This is a genomic window from Streptomyces sp. NPDC049627 (assembly GCF_044465645.1).
GTDB lineage: Bacteria > Actinomycetota > Actinomycetes > Streptomycetales > Streptomycetaceae > Streptomyces.
Genome location: NZ_JBITLW010000002.1, coordinates 388,974 through 411,567, shown reverse-complemented (window position 1 = coordinate 411,567; position 22,594 = coordinate 388,974). Strand labels below are relative to the sequence as shown.

At 70.2% G+C, this 22,594-nt stretch carries 17 protein-coding genes; 10 read left to right on the top strand and 7 right to left on the bottom strand.

Features of this window, described 5'->3' with window-relative positions; genetic code table 11:
* Positions 1 to 49 precede the first annotated feature (49 nt).
* Positions 50 to 1,765, top strand: coding sequence for a methionine--tRNA ligase (gene metG, locus ACIBU0_RS06825; RefSeq protein WP_398812712.1), 1,716 nt, complete (start codon positions 50 to 52; stop codon positions 1,763 to 1,765).
* A 14-nt stretch (positions 1,766 to 1,779) separates the two neighbouring features.
* On the opposite strand, the gene ACIBU0_RS06820 is transcribed toward metG, so the two are convergent.
* Positions 1,780 to 2,127: a DoxX family protein gene (locus ACIBU0_RS06820; RefSeq protein WP_398812710.1), complete on the bottom strand. Its 348-nt coding sequence runs from the start codon at positions 2,125 to 2,127 to the stop codon at positions 1,780 to 1,782.
* 152 nt (positions 2,128 to 2,279) lie between these two features.
* On the opposite strand from ACIBU0_RS06820, the gene ACIBU0_RS06815 reads away from it, so the two are divergent.
* From ACIBU0_RS06815 to ACIBU0_RS06795, 5 genes are all read left to right on the top strand, one after another.
* Positions 2,280 to 3,077 (top strand): hypothetical protein, encoded by a 798-nt coding sequence (locus ACIBU0_RS06815; RefSeq protein ID WP_398812707.1) that lies wholly within the window; start codon positions 2,280 to 2,282, stop codon positions 3,075 to 3,077.
* A gap of 155 nt (positions 3,078 to 3,232) precedes the next feature.
* On the top strand, positions 3,233 to 3,709 hold the full coding sequence (locus ACIBU0_RS06810; protein WP_398812704.1) for a hypothetical protein: 477 nt from the start codon (positions 3,233 to 3,235) through the stop codon (positions 3,707 to 3,709).
* An 85-nt stretch (positions 3,710 to 3,794) separates the two neighbouring features.
* On the top strand, positions 3,795 to 4,160 hold the full coding sequence (locus ACIBU0_RS06805; RefSeq protein WP_062721349.1) for a PH domain-containing protein: 366 nt from the start codon (positions 3,795 to 3,797) through the stop codon (positions 4,158 to 4,160).
* A gap of 61 nt (positions 4,161 to 4,221) precedes the next feature.
* Positions 4,222 to 4,914 (top strand): nucleotidyl transferase AbiEii/AbiGii toxin family protein, encoded by a 693-nt coding sequence (locus ACIBU0_RS06800; RefSeq protein ID WP_398812701.1) that lies wholly within the window; start codon positions 4,222 to 4,224, stop codon positions 4,912 to 4,914.
* A 72-nt stretch (positions 4,915 to 4,986) separates the two neighbouring features.
* Entirely contained in the window at positions 4,987 to 8,088 is a 3,102-nt protein-coding gene (locus ACIBU0_RS06795) for an FG-GAP repeat domain-containing protein (protein ID WP_398812699.1), read from the top strand.
* A gap of 62 nt (positions 8,089 to 8,150) precedes the next feature.
* Here ACIBU0_RS06795 and ACIBU0_RS06790 read toward each other — a convergent pair whose 3' ends face one another.
* Positions 8,151 to 9,080: an intradiol ring-cleavage dioxygenase gene (locus ACIBU0_RS06790; protein ID WP_398812697.1), complete on the bottom strand. Its 930-nt coding sequence runs from the start codon at positions 9,078 to 9,080 to the stop codon at positions 8,151 to 8,153.
* A gap of 118 nt (positions 9,081 to 9,198) precedes the next feature.
* A complete protein-coding gene (aspS, locus tag ACIBU0_RS06785) occupies positions 9,199 to 10,962 on the bottom strand; it encodes an aspartate--tRNA ligase (protein ID WP_398812693.1) in 1,764 nt (587 codons plus the stop codon).
* Between the two features lie 167 nt (positions 10,963 to 11,129).
* On the opposite strand from aspS, the gene ACIBU0_RS06780 reads away from it, so the two are divergent.
* The gene (locus tag ACIBU0_RS06780; protein WP_398812690.1) at positions 11,130 to 13,349 is read left to right on the top strand and encodes a SpoIIE family protein phosphatase; all 2,220 of its coding nucleotides are present in this window, start codon (positions 11,130 to 11,132) and stop codon (positions 13,347 to 13,349) included.
* Here the strand turns inward: ACIBU0_RS06780 and ACIBU0_RS06775 are convergent.
* The 4 genes from ACIBU0_RS06775 to ACIBU0_RS06760 all read right to left on the bottom strand — a co-directional run bounded on the left by ACIBU0_RS06775 (position 13,232) and on the right by ACIBU0_RS06760 (position 18,260).
* Positions 13,232 to 14,377, bottom strand: a complete 1,146-nt coding sequence (locus tag ACIBU0_RS06775; protein ID WP_398812687.1) for an AI-2E family transporter — start codon at positions 14,375 to 14,377, stop codon at positions 13,232 to 13,234. The two genes, ACIBU0_RS06780 and ACIBU0_RS06775, sit on opposite strands and share 118 nt — an antisense overlap.
* Positions 14,378 to 14,532: 155 nt before the next feature.
* Positions 14,533 to 15,513: a pirin family protein gene (locus tag ACIBU0_RS06770; RefSeq protein ID WP_398812684.1), complete on the bottom strand. Its 981-nt coding sequence runs from the start codon at positions 15,511 to 15,513 to the stop codon at positions 14,533 to 14,535.
* Between the two features lie 113 nt (positions 15,514 to 15,626).
* Positions 15,627 to 17,573, bottom strand: a complete 1,947-nt coding sequence (locus tag ACIBU0_RS06765; RefSeq protein ID WP_398812682.1) for a YncE family protein — start codon at positions 17,571 to 17,573, stop codon at positions 15,627 to 15,629.
* A 219-nt stretch (positions 17,574 to 17,792) separates the two neighbouring features.
* Complete coding sequence (locus ACIBU0_RS06760) at positions 17,793 to 18,260, bottom strand: SseB family protein (protein WP_234763985.1); 468 nt, start codon at positions 18,258 to 18,260, stop codon at positions 17,793 to 17,795.
* Between the two features lie 119 nt (positions 18,261 to 18,379).
* Here ACIBU0_RS06760 and ACIBU0_RS06755 point away from each other — a divergent pair, with 119 nt between their 5' ends.
* The 3 genes from ACIBU0_RS06755 (at position 18,380) to ACIBU0_RS06745 (ending at position 22,593) form a co-directional block, all read left to right on the top strand.
* On the top strand, positions 18,380 to 19,222 hold the full coding sequence (locus tag ACIBU0_RS06755) for an intradiol ring-cleavage dioxygenase (RefSeq protein WP_398812678.1): 843 nt from the start codon (positions 18,380 to 18,382) through the stop codon (positions 19,220 to 19,222).
* 131 nt (positions 19,223 to 19,353) lie between these two features.
* Positions 19,354 to 21,180, top strand: coding sequence for an acyl-CoA dehydrogenase (locus ACIBU0_RS06750; RefSeq protein ID WP_398812676.1), 1,827 nt, complete (start codon positions 19,354 to 19,356; stop codon positions 21,178 to 21,180).
* A 114-nt stretch (positions 21,181 to 21,294) separates the two neighbouring features.
* Positions 21,295 to 22,593: a M18 family aminopeptidase gene (locus tag ACIBU0_RS06745; protein ID WP_398812673.1), complete on the top strand. Its 1,299-nt coding sequence runs from the start codon at positions 21,295 to 21,297 to the stop codon at positions 22,591 to 22,593.
* Position 22,594: the final 1 nt, after the last annotated feature.

Here is a 22,594-nt window from a genome sequence, read left to right as displayed (position 1 = left end):
CTACCATTTCGAGGTTCGTAAAACAACCCCGACCTGGGAGCAGCCCGCGATGGCTCGACACCTCATCACCAGCGCCCTTCCGTACATCAACGGAATCAAGCACCTGGGCAACATGGTGGGGTCCATGCTCCCGGCGGACGTGTACTCCCGGTACCTCCGCCAGCGCGGCCACGACGTCCTCTACATCTGCGCGACGGACGAACACGGCACCCCGGCCGAGCTGGCCGCCAAGGAGCAGGGCCTCCCCGTGGCGGACTTCTGCGCCCAGGCGCACGACGCCCAGAAGGCGGTCTACGACGGCTTCGCGCTGGCCTTCGACTACTTCGGCCGCAGCTCCAGCGCCCAGAACGTCGAGATCACCCAGCACTTCGCCCGCAAGCTGCACGAGAACGGCTTCATCGAAGAGCGCGCCATCCGCCAGGTGTACTCCCCGACCGACGGCCGTTTCCTGCCGGACCGCTACGTCGAGGGCACCTGCCCCCACTGCGGCTACGACAAGGCCCGCGGCGACCAGTGCGAGAACTGCACGCGCGTACTCGACCCCACCGACCTGATCAACCCGCGCTCGGCGATCTCCGGCTCCACCGACCTGGAGGTCCGCGAGACCAAGCACCTCTTCCTCCTGCAGTCCAAGCTCCAGCGCGAGGTCATGGAGTGGGTGGCCCGCCACGACGGCGTATGGCCGCACCTGGCGTCCTCCATCGCCCACAAGTGGCTGACCGAGGGCCTGCACGACCGCGCCATCACCCGTGACCTGGACTGGGGCGTCCCCGTCCCGGCGGACACGTGGCCGGAGCTGGCAGCCGAGGGCAAGGTGTTCTACGTCTGGTTCGACGCCCCGATCGAGTACCTCGGCTCGACCAAGGAGTGGTCCGACCAGGACCCGGAGAACCGCGACTGGAAGTCGTGGTGGTACGACGTCGACGACGAGGTCCGCTACACGCAGTTCATGGCGAAGGACAACGTCCCCTTCCACACCGTGATGTTCCCGGCCACCGAGCTCGGCATCCGCGAGCCGTGGAAGAAGGTCGACTTCGTCAAGGCCTTCAACTGGCTGACGTACTACGGCGGAAAGTTCTCCACGTCCCAGAAGCGCGGCGTCTTCACCGACCAGGCCCTGGAGATCCTCCCGGCGGACTACTGGCGCTACTTCCTGATCGCCAACGCCCCCGAGTCGGACGACTCGTCCTTCACCTGGGAGCACTTCACCGCCACGGTCAACAAGGACCTCGCCGACACCCTCGGCAACTTCGTCAACCGCGTCCTGTCCTTCTCGAAGAAGCGCTTCGGCGAGGAGGTCCCGGCGGGCGGCGAGCCCGGCGAGGCGGAGGCGAAGCTGGGCGAGCAGATCGCCGAGCTGCTCGCCGAGTACGAGGGCCACATGGAGGCCCTCCAGTTCCGCAAGGCGGCCGCCGCCCTGCGCGCCCTGTGGTCGGCCGGCAACTCCTACCTGGAGGAGAAGGCCCCCTGGCTGGAAATCAAGACCGACAAGGACGGCGCGGCGCTGACCCTGCGCACGGCGATGAACCTGATCCACCTCTACGCGGTGGTCTCGGAGCCCTTCATCCCGACGACGGCGGCGGCCATGCGCCAGGCGTTCTCCCTGAAGGACGACACGGCGACGTGGGTGAGCGCGGACGAGGCCAAGTCCCTCACCGCCGTCGCCGCCGGCACCCCCTTCACCGTCCCGCCGGTCCTCTTCGCCAAGCTCACGGACGAGGACCTCCAGACGTACAAGGAGCGCTTCGGCGGCGAGGCGGCGTAGCGGGCGTCCGCCGGTCAGCTCGCGTACGCGAGAGCCAGGGCACCGACGACGGGTGCCGCATAGACGAGCGGGAACGGAAGGTGCGCGTACCACCGGGCCCTGGCGACGGTCACGGCCGCCCCGAGGAAGTAGAGCACCAGCCCCACCCCGGCCAGCACCCCGATCACCGGCACGAACAGCCCGGCCACCAGCCCGACGGCCCCCGCGGCCTTCGCCAGCCCCAGCCACGTCCACCACGACCGGGGCACGCCGTAGTCCTGGAGCGCCTGCACGATCCACTGGGCGCGCAGGAGCAGGACGGCACCGGAGAAACCGGCCATCAGGGCGGCGACGACGGTGACGACGACATGGGCGATCTGCATGAGGAACTCCTGGTCGGCTGGGGTCGATGCCGCACGGCCGGTGCCGTGCGGCGGGTCCACTGCCTCCCTGACGCCGAGCGCCGCGGATGTGTGACGGAGATGCGGGAAATCCACGGAGCCAAGGCCGCTTCGGCCGGTTAGGCTCCCTGCTCATGTCCGAACTGCCAGGCCTCGAACAGGCCACCGTCGACGCGATCCTCGGCCATGCCGCCCGCGCGACCCTGCCCTTCCAGCACGCCCACCGTCCGGGGCCGTATGCGACGGCCTTCTGGTTCAACGACCTGGTGGGCCACGACGGCGACACCGACCTGGTCCGGCAGTATCTGGTCACGGCCGCCGAAGCGACCCGCATGGACCTCGCCGAGGTGACGCTCCGCACCCAGCTGGGCGATCCGGCCCCCACGGCCGACAAGCTCATGATGACGGACTTCTCCGACGGCTGGATCCACCTCGACGGCCTCGGCGTGGCCGTGCAGCCCGCCGCAGGTCTGCACGCGTATGCCGAACGCAAGGGCTGGCGCTGGACCACCGACGAGATAACCGACGGCATCGCGGCCCGCACGGGGGACATCGTCCGCATCGGCGCCGACCCGACGCCGGCGTTTGCCCTCGGTCACGACGTGGGCGAGGACGGGGAACGGCACCAGGCGGTCGCGGTCGGCGCCCTCGCCCGGGCCGCGGACGGCACCGTGCGCTGGGGCGGCGAACTCCCCGAGGGCTTCGTCGGCGCCCCGGTCTTCCTGAGCCTCTCCCAGGGGGGAGACAGCTTCAAACTGGTCTGCGCGGGCGTGATCCTCCCGGCCGACGACCACGGCTTCGGCCACCACCCCGTGGCGAGGTTCGACCACATCCGGGAGTCCGTCCGAGAGGCACCCGACACCACCACGCCGACCTCCTCCGCACCCGCACCCGCCGAACGCCCCCGCCGCTGGTGGCGCCGCCGCGGCTGACCGGCACAGAGCGTCAGGGGCGTCCTCAGGGTTGCCGTGAAGTTTTCGACGGATCGGTGATCAAGTCGTGGGAGAGCGGCGGAAATTGGCCCGTCGGCTGGTTTCAGGGGCGCCCCGGCGCCACCATGCCCCCGGCACCTCCGTATGGTTCCGCCATGGCAGTCCCTGAGGTCATCCCGATCGCCTACGAGCCGCGCGGCCGTACCGAGGCGATCGGTCTGTATGCGGACGGGCAGTTCCTGGGGTCGGTCACCTACGGCTTCCCCAAGGGCTTCCGCCTCGACCACGGCTGGGAAGAGCACAAACGCCTGTACGCGGTCCTGCACACCTTCGACGCCGAGGGCAGCTACCGCGACTCGGAGATCTGGTGCGCGGGCACCTGGGCCGAGCAGCAACGCGCCCCGCACGGCCCCGACTCGGTCCTCGCCCGAGCCCGGGCCCACCTCGCGACCCTGCTGCGCAGCCTGCCCCGGCGTACGTACACGGACATCGCGGTCCGCCCTTTCCAGCTCACCGTCGACGGCGTGCTGTTCGGGTTGGTGACCGGTGAGGACGAGGGCGAGCCCTGGGCCGAGCTCTACCCGGACCACCTCGGCTTCGGCGCACCCTGGGACGGTTCGTACGACACCTGATCGTTTACGCCTCTATGCCTGGACACCCCCGGGGCGCTATACATTGCGAAGATCACGCAAGGCCATCAAGTGGGGGGATCCATCCATGGCACTGTTCGGGAACGCGCACACCATCGACCAGGGGCAGGCGCAGCAGGACTACGCGCGCCTGCTGGGCCACGGTGAGCAGGTGCACGCCGCGTACCTGCTGATACGCGACACCATCCTGTTCACCGACCGCCGTCTGATCCTGGTCGACAAGCAGGGCATCACCGGCAAGAAGGTGGAGTACCACTCCATCCCCTACCGCAGCATCACGCACTTCGCGGTGGAGACCGCCGGCACCTTCGACCTGGATGCCGAGCTGAAGATCTGGCTCTCGGGGTCGGCGACGCCGATCGAGAAGACGTTCACCAAGGGCGTGGACATCTACGAGGTGCAGGCGATCCTTACGCAGTTCGTGGCGAAGTAGCCCGCCCGTCCGGCGCCGCCGAGGTCACACGCCTCGGCGGCGCCGCCATAATCGGCGGACGATGATCCCGCTTCGCCGCCACCTCCTGACCGACGTCCTCACGATCGGCGCCCCCTACCCGCTCGTCCTGGCCGGCGGGTACGCGGTCCGGGCCCACGGTCTGATGCCTCGGGCCTCGCGGGAGGGTGCCATGGAGGGACCGCTGGAAGTGGCCACCGAGACCCCCGAGCCCATGGACCGCATCGCCGCGGTGGTCGGCACCGGCCTCATGGACCGCGGCTGGCTGGTACGCCCTCTGGAGACGGACCCGCTCTCCGCCCGCCTCCTCGTCTCCGGCGCGGACGGTATGGAGGAGCACCCGGTCGACCTGCTGAAGGAATCCCTCTGGCATCCGCCCGTGCCGACCGCCCTCGGCCCGGCCCTCTCCCTGGAAGACCTCATCGGCACCAAGGTCCGCGCCCTCACCGACCGCGGCACGGCCCGCGACCTGACCGACGTCTACACCGCCGCGGCCCACTGGAGCTTCCCCGACCTGGAGGAACTGGGCCGCCGCCATGCCTGGGACGAGTTCGACCCGGCCGACCTCCAGGCCCGCCTGGAGGCGACGGAACTGCTCGACGACCGGGAGTTCACCGCACGGGGCCTCGCCGGCGAGTCGGTCCCGGACCTGCGCCGGTGGGTCCGGGCGTGGGCGGACGACATCGCCGAGCGGCTGCTGGAGGAGGAGGCGCTCAGGCCGCCCGCGGAGGAGTGACCACGCCGTGGCGTTGATAAGATCCGGCCACTTGTGCGAGGGCACGGGCCCTCGTAGGGGAGGGAACCACACGTGGGCAGACACGCCCTGAGACGGGGCGGTCTCGCCGTCGCCGTCTCTTCGCTCGCGGTCGCCGTCGCGACCGCGTCCGTCGTCGTCCTGTCGGAGGGCGGCGGCTCCGCGGAGGCGGCCGAGGCCGGGACCACCGCGATCACACTGGTCGCCCCCAGCTCCACCACACCACGCACCGACCGCCCGTACAGCGCGGGCGACAGCGGCTTCCTGCACCGGCAGACGGGCAGGACCGGACTGCTGTGGACGGAGTACGGGACCGGCAGGACCGTGACCGTGGAGAACGCGGCCGGCGTCTACACCCCGGGCACCGGCTGCACGACCATCGGCTCCGAGTGCCGTATCGGCTGGTACGGCTCGGACAGCGACCTGGTCGCCCTGCCGGACACGGCAGGCGACGCGTACGCCACCCTCTGGGACCCCGCGACGGCCACGTCCAGGAAGGTGACCTGGAACGGCTCCGTCCAGTACGGCCAGGGCTACTACCGGGCGCTGGCCGGTGACACGATCGTCACCACCAACTCCCTGATCGACAAGGTCGACGGCGAGTGGCGCACCCGCAAGGTGACCGGGGACGCGGTGAGCGTGGGGAGCGAAGGCGTCCTCGCTGCGGACCCCTCAGGTGTGCTCGTGCAGAACAGCACCTACGGCTCGCTCCACTACATCGACATCGAGTCGGCCGTGAGCACCAACGTCTTCGCGGGCGCCACCACCAACTCGACGTTCCTGATGAGCGCGGACCGCGTCGGCTGGTACTACAACGGCACCGCCGAACTGCACCTGAAGTCCCGTACCGATCTCACCGCCCCCGAGCAGGTCGTCACGCTGCCGTCGAACCCGGGCGCGCTCGACGGCGACCCGGTCCTGGTCGGCGACTGGCTGCTGCTGCCGCTGTCCTCCAGCGACCTCGGTTCGAAGCTCGTCGCGGTCAAGGTCACCGACCCCTCGGTGCAGCAGACCCTGCTGACGAGCGCCGGCGAGTACGCGCTGGCGGCCGGTGACGGAAGCGCTCTGGTCTCCGGCGGCACCGGCGCCACCGACTGGTGGGTGCAGCGGGTGAGCCAGGCCGAGGACGGCACGCTGAAGCTGGAGAAGGTCCAGCAGGCCCCGGCGCTGGAGAACGCCAAGACGGGCATCGTCCTCAGCCGCGGCCGCCTGCGCGTCGCCGAGGCCGGCACCACCACGACGGGCGTGCGCACCCTCACCACGAACGGCTCCACCGAGCTCACCGCGTCCGACGCCACCGACAGCGGCTCGGTGTACGCCCCCGTCTGCCCGTACCAGGGCACCACCTGCTCGGTGATGTGGGGGAACCTCGACGGCCAGGACGCCTACCTCACCAAGTCCAACGACGGCACCGAGCAGTACTGGGACCGGATCGTCGCCATCGGCGGCCATGAGCTGGAGTTCGGCACCACGGGCGGCTCGATCGTCGACGCCGCCGACGACTACGCCGTCTACAACTCCGGCGGCGCCTCACCGGCGCAGTACGTCGGCGAGTTCGGCCAGGGCCAGAAGCTGAAGCGGTCCGTGCGCGCCGCCGCCCTGAACGGCTCCACCCTCTGGAGCGCCACCACCACCGCCGGCACGCTCACCTCGTACAGCATCCCGCTGGCGAAGACGCTCGCCACGGTGACCGTCCCGGGCCTGGCCTGCGTGCCGAGCGAACTGCAGGCGGCGGGCCGCTGGGTCTACTGGGCGTGCGGGACGGACTCGGCGGGCGTGTACGACACCAAGGCCGGTACGTCGACGGCGGTCACCCCGGGTGACGTGCTCCTCGGCGACGGCTTCACCGTCCGCCACGACCACGCCACCGGCACCCTGGTCCTCACCGAGGCGGCCACCGGCACCACCCGCACGGTCGCCTCCGGCCTGGCCGACAAGGGCCTGACCGCGGACCGCCGTTACCGCTGGACGGTCGACGAGTACACCGGCCTGGTCGCCTGGTTCGACGACTACGAGCGCACCCACGTCACCACCACCGGCATCACGCCGTCCGCGGTGACGGCCGTCAAGTCGTCGGCCACGAGCTATGTGGACCCGGCGACCGTCTTCCAGGGCAACTGGGTGCTGTCCCGCCCGGTGACCTCCTGGTCGCTCACCTTCACTTCCGTCCAGAGCGGCGCGACCGGCAGGACCACCCGCACCCTCACCGGCGGGGCCACCCCGGAACGGGTGGGCGTGAGCTGGAACGGCAAGACGGCGAGCGGGACCTACTTCCCCAACGGCGCGTTCAAGTGGACCCTCAAGGCCACCGGCCTGGGCACCAACACCCCGGTCACGGTGACGTCCGGCGACGGCTTCCTGACCCGCGGCTCCGCGGTCCGCCACGACCACGTCAGCCCCGACGGCGTCGACGGCCGCGGCGACCTGCTGACCCTCAACTCCTCGGGCGGGCTCACCTTCCACAGCGGGACGGGGACGGGCAGGTTCGGCGACAAGTACACGGGCACCGGCTGGGCGACGACCATCACGGCCGTCCCCTTCGGCGACCTGAGCGGCGACCGCTGCAACGACGTCCTCGTGCGCTACAGCAGCGGTGCCCTGCGGCTGTACAAGCCGGGCTGCGGGGCGGCGGTCAAGCCGTCGACGTCGTACACGACCCTCGCGACCAGCGGCTGGACGCAGTACAACGTCCTCACCTCGCCCGGCGACGTGAGCGGCGACGGCCGGCCCGACCTGATCGCCAGGAACTCCTCCACCGGAACGGTCTACCTCTACAAGGGCACCAGCGACGGCAAGCTGTCCTCCCGCGTGAAGCTCTACGACAACTGGAAGGGCTACAAGAAGATCGTCGGCGTCGGTGACATCACCGGCGACGGCCGGCCCGACCTCCTCGCCCAGGACACGGCGAACACCCTCTGGCGCTACGACGGCAAGGGCGACGGCACCTTCGCCGCCCGCGTGAAGCTGTTCGCCGACTGGGGCGGCTCCTACAACGCCGTCGTCGGCGTCGGCGACATCACCGACGACGGCCGTCCGGACCTCGTCTCCCGCGACACCAGCGGCAACCTGTGGCGCAACAGCGGAGACGGGAAGGGGTCGTTCGGCTCGCGGGCGCAGATCGCGACGGGCTGGAGCGGCTACAAGTCGCTGTCCTGACCCACTGGCCGCGTGCGAAGGGCGTGCGTACGGGTACGTCCTTCGCACGCACGCCCTCGCTCTCAGCTGCCGGTGTTCGTCGCCTCCAGATCGACGCCCATCGTGAGCGTGGCGACGACGCCCTTGGCGATGTCGTTCTTCCTGTACGTGAGCTTCAGCAGGCCGCCCTCGGTCCCGTTGCCCGGGTAGATGGTGTCCTCGTCGAGCGTGGTGCGCGTGGTGGTGTTGGTGGAGTACGGCTCGACCTCGGCGGAGGCCAGCACGCTCTTCTCGTCGAAGAAGAGCTGACCGGTGTGGCAGGTGTTCCCGCCCTCGTAACCGGCGTCCGTCCACGTACCGTTCACATGCACCTTGGTGTGGATATGGACGCAGCGTCCCTGGTACCAGCCCGGGAAGACCGTCCGGAAGACCACCTGGCCGTTCCTGTCCGTCTTCCACGTGCCGCGCAGATACCGCTCGTCGTCCGTCGGCTCCTGGTGCACGCCGCCTCCGCCGCCCGGCGCACCCGTCGGCTCACCGGACGGGGGCTCGCCCGTCGGCTCACCGGACGGCGGGGTGCCACCCCCGCCTCCGCCACCACTGCCCATGTCCTCGTAGCCCGAGTACACGCCCAGCGCGTTGCAGTGCCAGATGTCGACCGCGGCGTTCTTGATGGGCTTGCAGGTCTCTGAGTCGATCACCTTGAGGCGGAGGGTGAGCGGGATGCCCTCCTGGTCCTCGGTCACGTCCTGGCGGAGCTTGTCCGCGTCGATGTAGTAGGGGCCCTCGGTCGTCTCGGAGGTCAGCCTGTAGCAGGCCTCGGCGCTCGACGAGCTGCTCGACGCGGTGGCGCCCGCGGACGCGGCCCCGCTCGTCTCATCCGCGAACGCGCCCGCCGTGAGGGTGCCGCCCACACCTACCGCGACCGCCGCGCCCGCGCCGGCCGCCATGACCTTGCGCCGCGTCAGATCCCTTTTGTGTTTCGGCCCTTCGGCCGTCTGGTTTCCCGTCATGGGCAGGGAACCTAGGGACGGCACCTGTCAGGAACGTGGGTGAGAGCTGGGTAAAAGCCCTGCGTACGAAAGTGGCCCGGAACCGACGCCGGTTCCGGGCCACCCCTCCTGCTTCGTCCTACTTCGGCTGCGGCTTGCGCACCGACAGGTGCAGCTCCTTCAGCCGCGCCTCCTCCAGCTCCGTCGGCGCGCCCATCATCAGGTCCTGGGCGTTGCCGTTGAGCGGGAAGGCGATGGTCTCGCGGATGTTCGGCTCGTCGGCGAGCAGCATCACGATGCGGTCGACGCCCGGCGCGATGCCACCGTGCGGCGGGGCGCCGAAGCGGAAGGCGCGCAGCATGCCGGCGAACTTCTCCTCGACGGTCTCCCGGTCGTAGCCCGCGATCTCGAAGGCCTTGAGCATGATCTCCGGCTCGTGGTTCCGGATCGCGCCGGAGGACAGCTCGACGCCGTTGCAGACGATGTCGTACTGCCAGCCCAGGATGTCCAGCGGGTCCTGGGTCTCCAGAGCCTCCAGTCCGCCCTGCGGCATGGAGAACGGGTTGTGCGAGAAGTCGATCGCGCCGGTCTCCTCGTCCTTCTCGTACATCGGGAAGTCGACGATCCAGCAGAACCGGAAGACGCCCTCCTCGAAGTGGCCGGCCCGCTTGGCGGCCTCGACGCGGACCGCGCCCATGATCTTCGAGACCTCGTCGAACTCGCCCGCGCCGAAGAACACGGCGTGACCGGCCTCCAGGCCGAGGCGCTCGGTGAGGACCTTGATGTTCTCCTCGGTGAGGAACTTGGCGATCGGGCCGGTCAGCGAGCCGTCCTCGGCGACACGGACCCAGGCCAGGCCCTTGGCGCCCAGCGAGATCGCGAACTCGCCGAGCTGGTCGAAGAACTTGCGGGGCTGGTCCTGGACGGCCGGCACGGGCAGCGCACGCACGTGCTTGCCCGCGAACGCCTTGAACTCCGAGCCCTCGAAGATGTCGGTGATGTCGACGAGTTCCAGCTGGGCGCGCAGGTCCGGCTTGTCGGAGCCGTACTTCAGCATCGCCTCGCGGAACGGGATCCGCGGGAAGGGGGACGTGACGTGGCGGCCGCCCCCGAACTCCTCGAACAGCTCGGTCATGAGCTGCTCGATCGGGCGGAACACGTCCTCCTGCTCGACGAAGCTCATCTCGACGTCGAGCTGGTAGAACTCGCCCGGCGAGCGGTCGGCGCGCGCGTCCTCGTCACGGAAGCAGGGCGCGATCTGGAAGTAGCGGTCGAAGCCGGAGATCATCAGCAGCTGCTTGAACTGCTGCGGGGCCTGCGGCAGGGCGTAGAACTTGCCCGGGTGCAGACGGGAGGGAACGACGAAGTCGCGGGCGCCCTCGGGGGAGGTCGCGGACAGGATCGGCGTCGCCATCTCGTTGAAGCCCAGCGCCGTCATCTTGTGGCGGATCGCCGAGATGACCGCCGTACGCAGCATGATGTTCTTGTGCATGCGCTCGCGGCGCAGGTCCAGGAAGCGGTACTCCAGGCGCCGCTCCTCGTTGACCCCGTCCTCGGTGTTGATCGTGAAGGGGAGCGGGGCGGCCGCGCCGAGCAGCTCGACCTCGCCGACCTCGACCTCGATCTCGCCGGTGGGCAGGTCGGGGTTGATGTTCTCGGCGCCGCGGGAGACGACCTTGCCGTCGACGCGGACGGTCGATTCCTTGGAGAGCTTGTCGAGGGCCTCGTACGCCGGCGTGCCGGGACGGGCGACGAGCTGCGTGATGCCGTAGTGATCGCGCAGATCGATGAAGAGGATGCCGCCCAGGTCGCGCCGATTGTGCAGCCAGCCACTCAGCCGGACGTCGGTGCCGACGTCAGAGGAGCGGAGCTCGCCGCAGGTGTGGGACCTGTACCGATGCATCGTCGTTCATCCAGTCTTCGCGGATCGGGGGGCGTGTTTCACGTGAAACTTCCCCCAAGCCTACCGGGGACCCCAAGATCGGCTCCCCACCATTTGGGTCCCTCCAGAGCAGATGCCCCATACAGCTTCGGTGGCAGCGTGCGATCACCTGTTCTTAAAGTAGGGCAATGCGCACTGGTGAGGCCCTGCCCGCCGTGGGGGAGGTTCTCGCCGCCCTCGCGACCGGACTGTGGCACTGGAACACCGCCACGGGACTGGTCACGGTCGACGCGGAGGCGGCACGGCTGCTGGGGCTGCCCGCCGAGCGGGCCACCCTCAGCCAGGCCCAGGTGCGCGCCCGCCTGCATCCGGTCGACTGGAACGAGATCACCGGAGTGATCCAGCTCGCCGTCGCCGAGGGCAGCCTCGGCGAGGTGCGGGTGCGGATCATGGACGAGCGGGGCCGGGTCGTCCGGGTCGGCCGCAGCCGCTTCCATGCCTCCTTCGACCGCGAGAAGCGGTCGTACGAAGTCACCGGCTCGCTCCAGGAGGTCACCGAACCGGCGCCGGGCACCCCGGCGGGGCGTACGGCGGTCACCGGCGACTGGCGGCGCTCCCGGGAGGCGTTCCTGCTGGACGCGGGCCGGGCGCTGGCCGAGGCGCGGTCGACGGCGGAGGTGCTGCGGGTCGCGGCCGGTCTGTCGATGCCGGGGTTCTCACCGGACGGGCTCGCGGTGTTCGGCGTCACGGGCGATCGCCTGACGATCATCGGCCACCACGGCCACCAGCCCGGCGACGAGAACCCCTTCTCGCACATGTCCCTCGACACGGACTACCCGGCCGCCGAGGTGGTGCGCACCGGCCGTGCCGTCTACCTCTCCTCCCCCGAGAAGTACAAGGAGCGCTACCCGCTCACCTGGCCGCTCGCCGCGCACTTCAACCGCCAGTCCTGGGCGTTCCTGCCACTGACCGTGGCCGGCCGCACGATGGGCGCCTGGATGGCGGCGTTCACCTATCCGGTCGCGTTCACGCCCGACGAGCGGTCCGTGCTGACGACGGTGGCCCGCATGCTCGCCCAGGCCCTCTCCCGCGCCGAGGCCGCCGAGTCCGCGCGGGAGCTGACGGACGGCCTCCAGCGCTCGATGCTGCCCAAGCTGGGCCCCGAGATACCGGGCATGAGCGTCGCCGCACGCTATGTGCCGACCGGCGGGGGGCTCCAGGTCGGCGGCGACTGGTACGACATGATCCCGCTGCCGAACGGCCGCTTCGCCCTCGTCATCGGCGACGTCCAGGGCCATGACGTCCGCGCGGCAGGCCTGATGGGTCAGCTGCGCATCGCCCTGCGCGCCTACGCCTCCGAGGGCCACCGCCCCGACGCCGTCCTCTCCCGGGCCTCCCGCTTCCTGCACGGCATGACGTTCGGCTCCCTCGACGAGGACCCGTCCGACCTGCGCTTCGCGACCTGCCTGTACGTCGAGGTCGACCCCACGACCGGCCTGCTGGACATCGCCCGCGCCGGCCACCCGGACCCGGCGATCCGCATGAGCGACGGCACGGTGCTCGCCCGCCCCACGGCCGGCGGTCTCCCCCTGGGCATCGACCCGGACGCCGACTACCCGACGACCAGGATCACCCTGGAACCCGGCGAGACGATGCTGATCTGCACGGACGGCCTGATCGAGACCGGCGGGCACGACCTGGAGACCGGCTGGAAGCGCATCCGCGCGATCCTGGAAGGGCACGACGGCGACCTGGAGACGCTCGCCGACGCCCTGGTCCAGGCCGTCCACGGCCCGTCCTCCCACCACACCACGGGTCCGCTCGCCGACCGGCGCGAGGACGACATAGCGGTACTGCTGCTGTGCCGGCAGGGGGAGGGCTGCGGCTGCGGCGACACGATCGCCGTCCGGCCGACGGTCCGGCGCACCATGCTCACCGTCGCGCAGGCCGAGCCGGAGCGGGTCAGGGTGGCCCGCCAGCAGCTGCGGGAGCTGCTGCACGACTGGGCCTCCGCGGACCAGGTGGACTCCGCGGTCCTGCTGCTGTCCGAGACCCTGACGAACGTCCTCGTCCACACCGACGCCGACGCCCTGCTCCTCGCCGAGGTGCGGGGTGAGCCGGGTGACCGCCGGTTGCGCGTGGAGGTGACGGACACCAGCGACGACCTGCCGCACAAGCGCCGGCCCGGGGAACTGGCGTCGTCCGGGCGGGGCTTGATGCTGATCGAGCTGCTGGCCGAGGCGTGGGGCGTGGACCCGCGGGGCGAGGGCAAGAGCACGTGGTTCGAGCTCTACGAGTCCAAGGGCGCCGACGGTTCCGGGGGCGTCGGCGGTTCCGGGGGTGTCGGCGGTTCCGGGGGCGTCGGCGGCCCGGTCTCCGGCGGCTCGGGGGACTCCGGGCTTGCGTAACGCTCCCTCAGCTCGTCCGCGACGCCCGTGACGGCGGCGGTGAGCGGTACGGCGAGCAGCATGCCGAGGACGCCGGCCACGGAGGCCCCCGCCGTGATCGCCACCATGACCAGGGCCGGGTGCATCTGCACCGTCCGGCTCTGGATCATCGGCGTCAGCACATGCCCCTCCAGCAGCTGTACGGCGACGACGATCGCCAGCACCCACAGCGCGATCACGAACCCCCGGTCGGCGAGCGCGACCAGCACGGCGACGGCTCCCGAGATGAAGGCTCCGAGATAGGGGATGTAGGCCCCGACGAAGACGAGCGCCCCGAGCCCGACCGCACCCGGAACGTCGAGCACGAGCAGCCCGACGGCGATGCAGACGGCGTCGATGAAGGCGATGAAGGTGGTCCCCCGCATGAACCCCTCCACGGCCCGGAACGCCCGCCGGGCCATGGCCTCCACGGTGTCGCCGCTCTTACGGGGAACGACGGACCGCAGCGCACCGGCGGCCCGATGGGAGTCCCGCAGGAAGAAGAAGACGAGCAGCAGCGCCAGCACAGCCATGGCGATGACCTCGCCGACGACGCTCACCCCGCTGATGACCCCGGAGGCCGCCGTCCCTCCGAACTTGGTGAGCAGCTCTTTGGCGTTGGAGGCGAGGTCGTCCAGCGAGGTCCCGGCGGCCCCGAAGTGGTCGGCGACGTCCTGGGCCGCCTGCTTGAGCGCGGCGACGATCTGGTCGCCGGTCTCGACGATCGCGGCGACGACGATGTACACCGCCCCGCCGACGACGGCCACCACGGCGACGCAGGTGAGACCGGCGGCGACGGACCGGTTCACCCTGGCCTTCACCAGCCGCCGGTGCAACGGCCCGAGCAGCGCCGTCCCGAGCAGCGCCAGCAGCACGGGCACGACAGCCGTACGGAACTCCACGGCCAGCCGGATCCCGACGTAGACCACCCCGGCGACGAGGAGCACGACGGCGCACCAGGCGGCGAGCCGCCGGACGGGGTCGGGGAGCAGCGGGGTGGAGGCCTGCACATGTCCAGCGGATCACGGGCGGGGCGGGGCTGTCGTGCGCGGGCGGACCGGGCGGGTGACGGAGCCGGGCGTGACAGTCCCGGGGGGTGACGGATGGCGAAAGGCCCGGGGCCGCACCACGGTGTGCGGCCCCGGGCCTCGTCCTACCGCAGCCGTCAGGCCTCGGTCGGCCCGCTCGCGCTCATCCCGTGGACCGCCGGGACCGTCCCCAGCCGGCCCTTCTGGAAGTCCTCGAAGGCCTGCATGAGTTCGTCCTTGGTGTTCATGACGAACGGACCGTAGTGGGCCATCGGCTCCCGGATCGGCTGCCCGCCCAGCAGCACGACCTCCAGGTCCGGGGTGTGGGAGTCCTGCTTGTCGTCCGCGCGGACCGTCAGCGAGCCGCCCTCGCCGAAGACCGCGGTCTGGCCGAGCTGGATCGGACGCCGCTCGGCACCCACCGCGCCCCGCCCGGCGAGGACGTACGCGAGGCCGTTGAAGTCCTCGCGCCACGGCAGCGTGATCTCCGCGCCCGGGGCGAGGGTCGCGTGGATCATCGTGATCGGGGTGTGGGTGATACCGGGACCCTGGTGGCCGTCCAGTTCGCCCGCGATGACGCGCAGCAGTGCGCCGCCGTCGGGGGTGGTGAGCAGCTGGACGTTGCCGCCGCGGATGTCCTGGTAGCGGGGCGCCATCATCTTGTCCCTGGCCGGGAGGTTCACCCACAGCTGCAGGCCGTGGAAGAGACCGCCGGACATGACCAGCGACTCCGGCGGGGCCTCGATGTGCAGGAGGCCCGAGCCCGCGGTCATCCACTGGGTGTCGCCGTTGGTGATGGTGCCGCCACCGCCGTTGGAGTCCTGGTGGTCGAAGATCCCGTCGATGATGTACGTGACGGTCTCGAAGCCGCGGTGCGGGTGCCAGGGGGTGCCCTTGGGCTCGCCCGGCGCGTAGTCCACCTCGCCCATCTGGTCCATCATGATGAACGGGTCCAGGTAGCGGTAGTTGATCCCGGCGAACGCCCGGCGCACCGGGAAGCCCTCGCCCTCGAAACCGCTCGGCGCGGTCGTGACGGCGAGCACGGGACGGGCCACGGCCTCCGCGGGCGCGGCGACGCGGGGCAGCGTCAGCGGGTTCTCGACGGTCACTGCAGGCATGTCGGTACCTCCTTGTGCGACCAGTTTAGTTGATTGTTGAACTTCTTGCCATCCCCAACGGGAAAAGCCCGGAGGGCATTCCCTCCGGGCCTCCCCGTCCGAGCCGGACGGTCTCAGTTGCTGAAGTACAGGTACTTCCAGGACCCGTACGTCGTCGAGTTCACGGTGTCGCCGGACGAGCCGTTGACGTACACCGACCGCATCCGCGCCCGGATCCCCGACTCATCGGGCGCCGGCAGGGTCACGGCCGACTTCCCGTTCGTCCCGAGCGAGAAGTACTCCGAGTCCGCCGAGTACCACGAGCCCTGGTAGTAGACCTGCAGGTCGAAGCGCTGCTGACGGCCCGGGTAGTAGGTCATCGTCGTGGTGAGCAGCGGGTCGGTGCTCTTGTGGAACCAGTAGTACGTCGTGGAGCCGATCTTCGCCGTCTTGTAGTGCCTGGAGACGGCGGTGGAGATCTTGACCTTGGCGTAGGCCGTGACCTTCACCGTCTTCGGCTTGTAGCGGGCGTCGCCCTTGAACACCGCGGTGACGGTGGTGTCCCGGGTCATGTCCACCCAGGCGGAGATGTTGCCGTCGGAGTTGACCGTCCCGCTCTTGATCAGCTTGTTGGGCTTGTCGCCGCCGAAGGGGTTGGCCCAGATCTCGACCGTGCGGTTCTTGTACGTCGTACCGAGGTGCGCGGTGAACTTGACGTCGGCGCCGTAGCTGTACAGCTTGCCGTTGTTGTTCAGGCTGAGCGAGGTCGAGGCGCGGGAGACGTCGACGGTGTCGGAGGCGCTCACCGAGGTGTGGGTGGCGTCACCCGCGTACTTCACCGTGTACTTGACCTTGCCGCCGGCGGGCGGGGTGTCGGTGAAGGAGTAGGTGCCGTCGGCCTTGACCGTGACGGACGGCAGCGCCTTGCCGCCGGGGCTCTCCAGGTCGGTGCGGGTGACGGAGAGCTTGGCACCGGTCGGCAGCGCGATCGTCGCCGAGAGCTTGCCGGTGACGGTGAGCTGCTTGGCGCGGGTGGCGGTCGACGGGGCGTTCACCGTGAGCGTGGGGACGTTGAGGGTCGGCTGGGTGAGCGCCTTGAGCGTGTAGCCGCTCCCGCTCGCGACCAGGGCGAAGACCCGGGAGGAGTCCGGGGCCCAGGCCAGCGCGGCCGCCCCCTGGGTGCCCATGCTGTACGTCCGCACCGGCTGCGTGGCGTTCGGCCGGTAGATCGCGACCTTGGTGCCCGAGATCTGGGCGATCAGGCCACTGCGCCCGATGTCGGCCCGCTGCCCGGCCGGGTAGGCACCGGCCTTGGCGAGGGTGCCGCCCGCGTAGGCGTGCCGGTCGGTGCCGTTGACGAGCACGGTGTCGCTGCCCGCGACGAGGTCGATGTCCCCGAGACCGTCGTTCAGGGCGTACGAGGTGTCGTGCCAGGCGATCACCTTGGGCGTGCCGCCCGACACGTCGAGGACGGCCTCGGTGCCCGAGGAGTCCCCGGTCTCGCCGACGGCCAGCAGGTCCGGCCGCAGCGGGTCGGTGTCCAGCAGGGCCTGCCCCCACAGTCCGACGCCCGTTCCCTCGGTCGGGAGCTGGGCCAGCGCCACCGGGTCGGCGCCGGTCGCCGGGTCCACCGCCGGGTCGACGGAACCGAGGTCGCCGTCCCACTGGTCGCCGTAGCTGAACCAGACCTTGCCGCCGGCGTACTCCACGTACACGGGGCCCGTGCCGGTGGCGACCGGGTAGCGGGTCTTCACGTCGAGGGTGGCCGCGTCGAGGGCCACGATCTCGTGGCTCGCCCGGGCCGCGGCGTACAGGGTGCTGCCGTCGTCGGACAGTGCCAGGTCGGTCACTCCGGGGACGCCGCTGACCGATTCGAGCACCGCGCCCGAGTAGTCGGCGGCCACGATCACTCCGGACGCGGCGTCACCGACGAAGACCCGCTGGTGGACGCCGTCCGCGACGAGCCCGCCGGGCGTGCCGACCACGGCCGAGGCCGCCGAGGCCGGCCCGGCCGCCACGGCGCTCAGCGCCGCCGAGCTGAACAGGACCGCGAGCGCCGTCGCGGCCGAAGTGCTGCGCATGCGCACAGTGATGAACCCCCACAAGGAATCCCGGGGCTACCGGGAGATGAGAGCGCCGCGCGGCACCCGGACGCGGACCGCGGGAAGGCGGTGGCGTGCGGGGCGCGGCTGCCAGGGGGCACTCTATGGCATGGCTGTGACAACCGGGCAGAGATATCTGGGCCGGGATTCGGGCAGGGAATTCGGGCAGGGTCATTCCGGTCCGGCCCTGCGATCCGCCTAGCCGTACATCCGCCGCATCGCGAACTCGACCATCTGCTCCACGGCCTTGGCGTCGAAGACCATCCGGTGCTCGCCCTCCATGTCCAGGACGAAGCCGTAGCCGGTGGGGAGCAGGTCGATCACCTCGGCGCCGGTGATGACGAAGTACTTGGACTCCTTGCCCGCGTACCGCCGCAGCTCCTTCAGCGAGGTGAACATCGGGATCACCGGCTGCTGGGTGTTGTGCAGGGCGAGGAAACCGGGGTTGTCGCCGCGCGGGCAGTAGACCTTCGACGTCGCGAAGACCTGCTGGAAGTCCTCGGCGGACATCTGCCCCGTGGTGAAGGCCCGCACCGCGTCCGCGAGCGAGGGCGGGGACGGCTCGGGGTAGAGCGGCGGCTGCTGGCCGTACCCACCGACGCCGCCCGGCTGCTGCGGCGGGGCGTACTGCTGCTGTGCACCGACGTTCTGGTCATAGCCGTACATGGGCGCAAGCGTACCGAGAGCGGCCGTGCGGGTGGGCCGGTACCGGGTCCTGGCGAACCGACAGCGACTCGACAGCCGACGGCGGGGTTTCCGACAGGTGCGCTCATTAACGTCTGGTCATGCGCCGACACCATGACGACGAGGTCCACGAACACGACAGAGGGCTCGCGTACGACCTTCCCGTACTGGCCCGCCGCAGGATGATCCGGCTGATGGCGGGGGCGAGCCTGATTCCGCTGGCTGGTTGCACGTCGGAGGACGAGACCTCCACGGCCACCTCCTCCCACCCGTCCTCCGGCGCATCCTCCGGCGGCTCCTCCTCGTCCGCCGAGTGCGCGACCGTCCCGGGCGAGACGGCCGGCCCCTTCCCCGGCGACGGCTCGAACGGCGTGAACGTCCTGAAGGAGAGCGGCATCGTCCGCAGCGACATCACCAGGAGCTTCGGCGACTTCGCGGGCGGCACCGCCGAGGGCGTGCCCCTCACCGTCACGCTCACGGTCGTCGACGCGGCCTCCGGGTGCGGCACCCCGAAGAAGGGCGCCGCCGTCTACCTGTGGCACGCCGACCGGGACGGCAGGTACTCCCTGTACTCCGAGGGCGTCACCGAGGAGAACTACCTGCGGGGCGTCCAGGAGACGGACGGCTCGGGCCAGGTCACCTTCAGGAGCGTCTTCCCCGGCTGCTACGACGGCCGCTGGCCGCACATCCACTTCGAGGTCTACGGCAGCCTGGCCGACGCCACGGCGGCCACGTCGATCACGAACACCTCTCAGCTCGCCTTCCCCGAGGACACCTGCGACACGGTGTACGCCACGGACGGCTACGGCCAAAGTGTGACGAATCTCAGCCGCATCTCTCTGGAGACGGACGGCATCTTCAGCGACGGTTACGAGCAGCAGATGGCGACGATGAAGGGCAGCGCGGCCGAGGGCTACACCGCTTCACTGACCGTTCCGGTGTGACCTGTCACAGATGACGGGATCGGGGTTGCGTCTTATTACTGGCGGGTAGCATCATCGTAGCTACTTGTTGGTACGTGAACTAGCGCGAGGAACCAAGTGCCTCGCCGATCCCTCTCTACGGAGCCGTGACCATGGGGCACTACAAGTCGAATCTCCGCGACATCGAGTTCAACCTCTTCGAAGTACTCGGACGCGACAAGCTGTACGGCACGGGTCCGTTCGAGGAGATGGACGTCGACACCGCGAAAAGCATCCTCGAGGAGCTGACGCGGCTCGCGGAGAACGAGCTGGCCGAGTCCTTCGCGGACGCCGACCGCAACCCGCCGGTCTTCGACCCGGAGACCAACACCGCGCCGGTCCCGGCGTCCTTCAAGAAGAGCTACAAGGCCTTCATGGACTCCGAGTACTGGCGTCTGGGCCTCCCCGAGGCGATCGGCGGCACGACGGCCCCGCCGTCCCTGATCTGGTCGTACGCGGAGCTGATCCTCGGCTCGAACCCGGCCGTGTGGATGTACTCCTCCGGCCCGGCGTTCGCCGGGATCCTCTACGACGAGGGCAACGAGGTCCAGAAGAAGATCGCCCAGATCGCGGTCGAGCGGACCTGGGGCTCCACCATGGTGCTGACCGAGCCGGACGCCGGCTCGGACGTGGGCGCCGGGCGCACCAAGGCGATCCAGCAGGAGGACGGCTCCTGGCACATCGAGGGCGTCAAGCGCTTCATCACGTCCGGTGAGCACGACATGGAGGAGAACATCCTCCACTACGTGCTCGCGCGTCCCGAGGGTGCCGGCCCGGGCACCAAGGGCCTGTCCCTCTTCCTCGTCCCGAAGTACCTCTTCGACTTCGAGACCGGCGAGCTGGGCGAGCGCAACGGCGTCTACGCCACGAACGTCGAGCACAAGATGGGCCTGAAGGCCTCCAACACCTGCGAGATGACGTTCGGCGACCAGCACCCCGCCAAGGGCTGGCTGATCGGCGACAAGCACGACGGCATCCGCCAGATGTTCCGCATCATCGAGTTCGCCCGCATGATGGTCGGCACGAAGGCGATCTCCACGCTGTCGACGGGCTACCTGAACGCGCTGGAGTACGCCAAGGAGCGCGTCCAGGGCCAGGACCTGGCGAACTTCATGGACAAGGCCGCGCCCAAGGTCACCATCACCCACCACCCCGACGTGCGCCGCTCGCTGATGACGCAGAAGGCGTACGCGGAGGGCATGCGCGCCCTCGTGCTCTACACCGCCTCGATCCAGGACGCGATCGCGGTGAAGGAGGCGGCGGGCGAGGACGCGAAGGCGGAGCACGCGCTCAACGACCTTCTCCTCCCCATCGTCAAGGGCTACGGCTCCGAGAAGGGCTACGAGCAGCTCGCGCAGTCGCTGCAGACCTTCGGCGGCTCCGGCTTCCTGCAGGAGTACCCGATCGAGCAGTACATCCGCGACTCCAAGATCGACACCCTGTACGAGGGCACCACCGCGATCCAGGGCCAGGACTTCTTCTTCCGGAAGATCGTCCGCAACCAGGGCGCCGCGCTGAACTCCCTCGCCGAGGACATCAAGAAGTTCCTGGCGCTCGGCGAGGGCGGCGAGGAGCTGGGCGCGGCCCGCGAGCAGCTCGCGAAGGCGGCCGTCGAGCTGGAGGCGATCGTCGGCCTGATGCTGACCGACCTCGCGGCCACCGAGCAGGACGTCAAGAACATCTACAAGGTGGGCCTGAACACCACCCGCCTGCTGATGGCCTCCGGTGACGTCGTCGTCGGCTACCTGCTGCTCAAGGGCGCCGCGGTCGCCGCCGAGAAGCTGCCGAACGCCTCCGCCAAGGACAAGGTGTTCTACCAGGGCAAGATCGCGGCGGCGAAGTTCTTCGCGGCCAACGTCCTGCCGGGCGTCACCGGTGCGCGCAAGCTCGCCGAGAACGTCGAGCTGGACCTGATGGAGCTGGACGAGGCCGCGTTCTAGCCACCGGGTTCCGGCCAGGCGTTCCCGTCTCTCACGGACAATCCACATCGCCCTTACGAGGGCCCGCTCCTCTTCACCGGGAGCGGGCCCTCGTACGTCGTTAAGGTGAACCCCATGAGCGAACCCCCCCGCTTCGACCGCGGCCACACCGACGACCTCATGTCCTTCCTGGCGGCGAGCCCCTCGCCGTACCACGCCGTGGCGAACACCGCCGAGCGGCTGGAAAAGGCCGGCTTCAGGCAGGTCGCGGAGACGGACGCCTGGGACGGGTCGAGCGGCGGCAAGTACGTGCTGCGCGGTGGCGCGATCGTGGCCTGGTACGTCCCCGAGGGCGCGGCGCCCCACACGCCGTTCCGGATCGTCGGCGCGCACACCGACTCCCCCAACCTGCGCGTCAAGCCGCTGCCCGACACCGGGGCGCACGGCTGGCGGCAGGTGGCCGTGGAGATCTACGGCGGACCGCTGCTCAACTCCTGGCTCGACCGCGACCTGGGCCTCGCGGGCCGGCTCTCGCTGCGGGACGGCACGACGCGGCTGGTGAACGTGGACCGTCCGCTGCTGCGCGTCCCCCAACTCGCGATCCACCTGGACCGTTCGGTGTCGGCGGAGGGGCTCAAGCTCGACAAGCAGAGACATCTGCAGCCGATCTGGGGCCTCGGCAACGACGTCCGCGACGGCGACCTGATCGCCTTCCTGGAGGAGACGGCGGGTCTCGCGGCCGGCGAGGTCACGGGCTGGGACCTGATGACGCACTCCGTGGAGCCGCCGGCCTACCTGGGCCGGGACAAGGAACTGGTCGCGGGCCCGCGCATGGACAACCTGCTCTCGGTGCACGCGGCGGCCGCGGCGCTGGCCGCGGCGGCGACCTCGGGTGCGGCCCTGCCCGCCGTCCCGGTGCTGGCCGCCTTCGACCACGAGGAGAACGGCTCGCAGAGCGACACGGGTGCCGACGGGCCGCTGCTGGGCGGCGTCCTGGAGCGTTCGGTGTTCGCGCGCGGGGGGTCGTACGAGGACAAGGCGCGCGCCTTCGCGGCCACGGTCTGTCTGTCCTCCGACACGGGCCACGCGGTCCACCCCAACTACGCCGAGCGGCACGACCCGACGCACCACCCGCGGGTCAACGGCGGGCCGATCCTCAAGGTCAACGTCAACAACCGCTACGCGACCGACGGTTCGGGCCGGGCGGTGTGGGCGGCGGCCTGCGAGAAGGCCGAGGTGCCCTTCCAGTCCTTCGTCTCCAACAACTCGATGCCCTGCGGCACGACCATCGGCCCGATCACCGCGGCCCGGCACGGCATCAAGACCGTCGACATCGGGGTGGCGATCCTGTCGATGCACAGCGCGCGGGAGTTGTGCGGCGCCGACGACCCGTGGCTGCTCGCGAACTCGCTGCTCGCGTTCCTGGAAGGGTAGT

Excerpts from the sequence above, each read along its gene's own strand:
- ACIBU0_RS06765 (WP_398812682.1), bottom strand. The coding sequence starts at position 17,573 with ATGCGCAGCACTTCGGCCGCGACGGCGCTCGCGGTCCTGTTCAGCTCG.
- ACIBU0_RS06760 (WP_234763985.1), bottom strand. The coding sequence starts at position 18,260 with ATGTACGGCTATGACCAGAACGTCGGTGCACAGCAGCAGTACGCCCCG.
- ACIBU0_RS06815 (WP_398812707.1), top strand. The coding sequence starts at position 2,280 with ATGTCCGAACTGCCAGGCCTCGAACAGGCCACCGTCGACGCGATCCTC.
- ACIBU0_RS06755 (WP_398812678.1), top strand. The coding sequence starts at position 18,380 with ATGCGCCGACACCATGACGACGAGGTCCACGAACACGACAGAGGGCTC.
- ACIBU0_RS06770 (WP_398812684.1), bottom strand. The coding sequence starts at position 15,513 with ATGCCTGCAGTGACCGTCGAGAACCCGCTGACGCTGCCCCGCGTCGCC.
- metG (WP_398812712.1), top strand. The coding sequence starts at position 50 with ATGGCTCGACACCTCATCACCAGCGCCCTTCCGTACATCAACGGAATC.
- ACIBU0_RS06820 (WP_398812710.1), bottom strand. The coding sequence starts at position 2,127 with ATGCAGATCGCCCATGTCGTCGTCACCGTCGTCGCCGCCCTGATGGCC.
- ACIBU0_RS06805 (WP_062721349.1), top strand. The coding sequence starts at position 3,795 with ATGGCACTGTTCGGGAACGCGCACACCATCGACCAGGGGCAGGCGCAG.
- ACIBU0_RS06810 (WP_398812704.1), top strand. The coding sequence starts at position 3,233 with ATGGCAGTCCCTGAGGTCATCCCGATCGCCTACGAGCCGCGCGGCCGT.
- ACIBU0_RS06800 (WP_398812701.1), top strand. The coding sequence starts at position 4,222 with ATGATCCCGCTTCGCCGCCACCTCCTGACCGACGTCCTCACGATCGGC.
- ACIBU0_RS06790 (WP_398812697.1), bottom strand. The coding sequence starts at position 9,080 with ATGACGGGAAACCAGACGGCCGAAGGGCCGAAACACAAAAGGGATCTG.
- aspS (WP_398812693.1), bottom strand. The coding sequence starts at position 10,962 with ATGCATCGGTACAGGTCCCACACCTGCGGCGAGCTCCGCTCCTCTGAC.
- ACIBU0_RS06780 (WP_398812690.1), top strand. The coding sequence starts at position 11,130 with ATGCGCACTGGTGAGGCCCTGCCCGCCGTGGGGGAGGTTCTCGCCGCC.
- ACIBU0_RS06750 (WP_398812676.1), top strand. The coding sequence starts at position 19,354 with ATGGGGCACTACAAGTCGAATCTCCGCGACATCGAGTTCAACCTCTTC.
- ACIBU0_RS06745 (WP_398812673.1), top strand. The coding sequence starts at position 21,295 with ATGAGCGAACCCCCCCGCTTCGACCGCGGCCACACCGACGACCTCATG.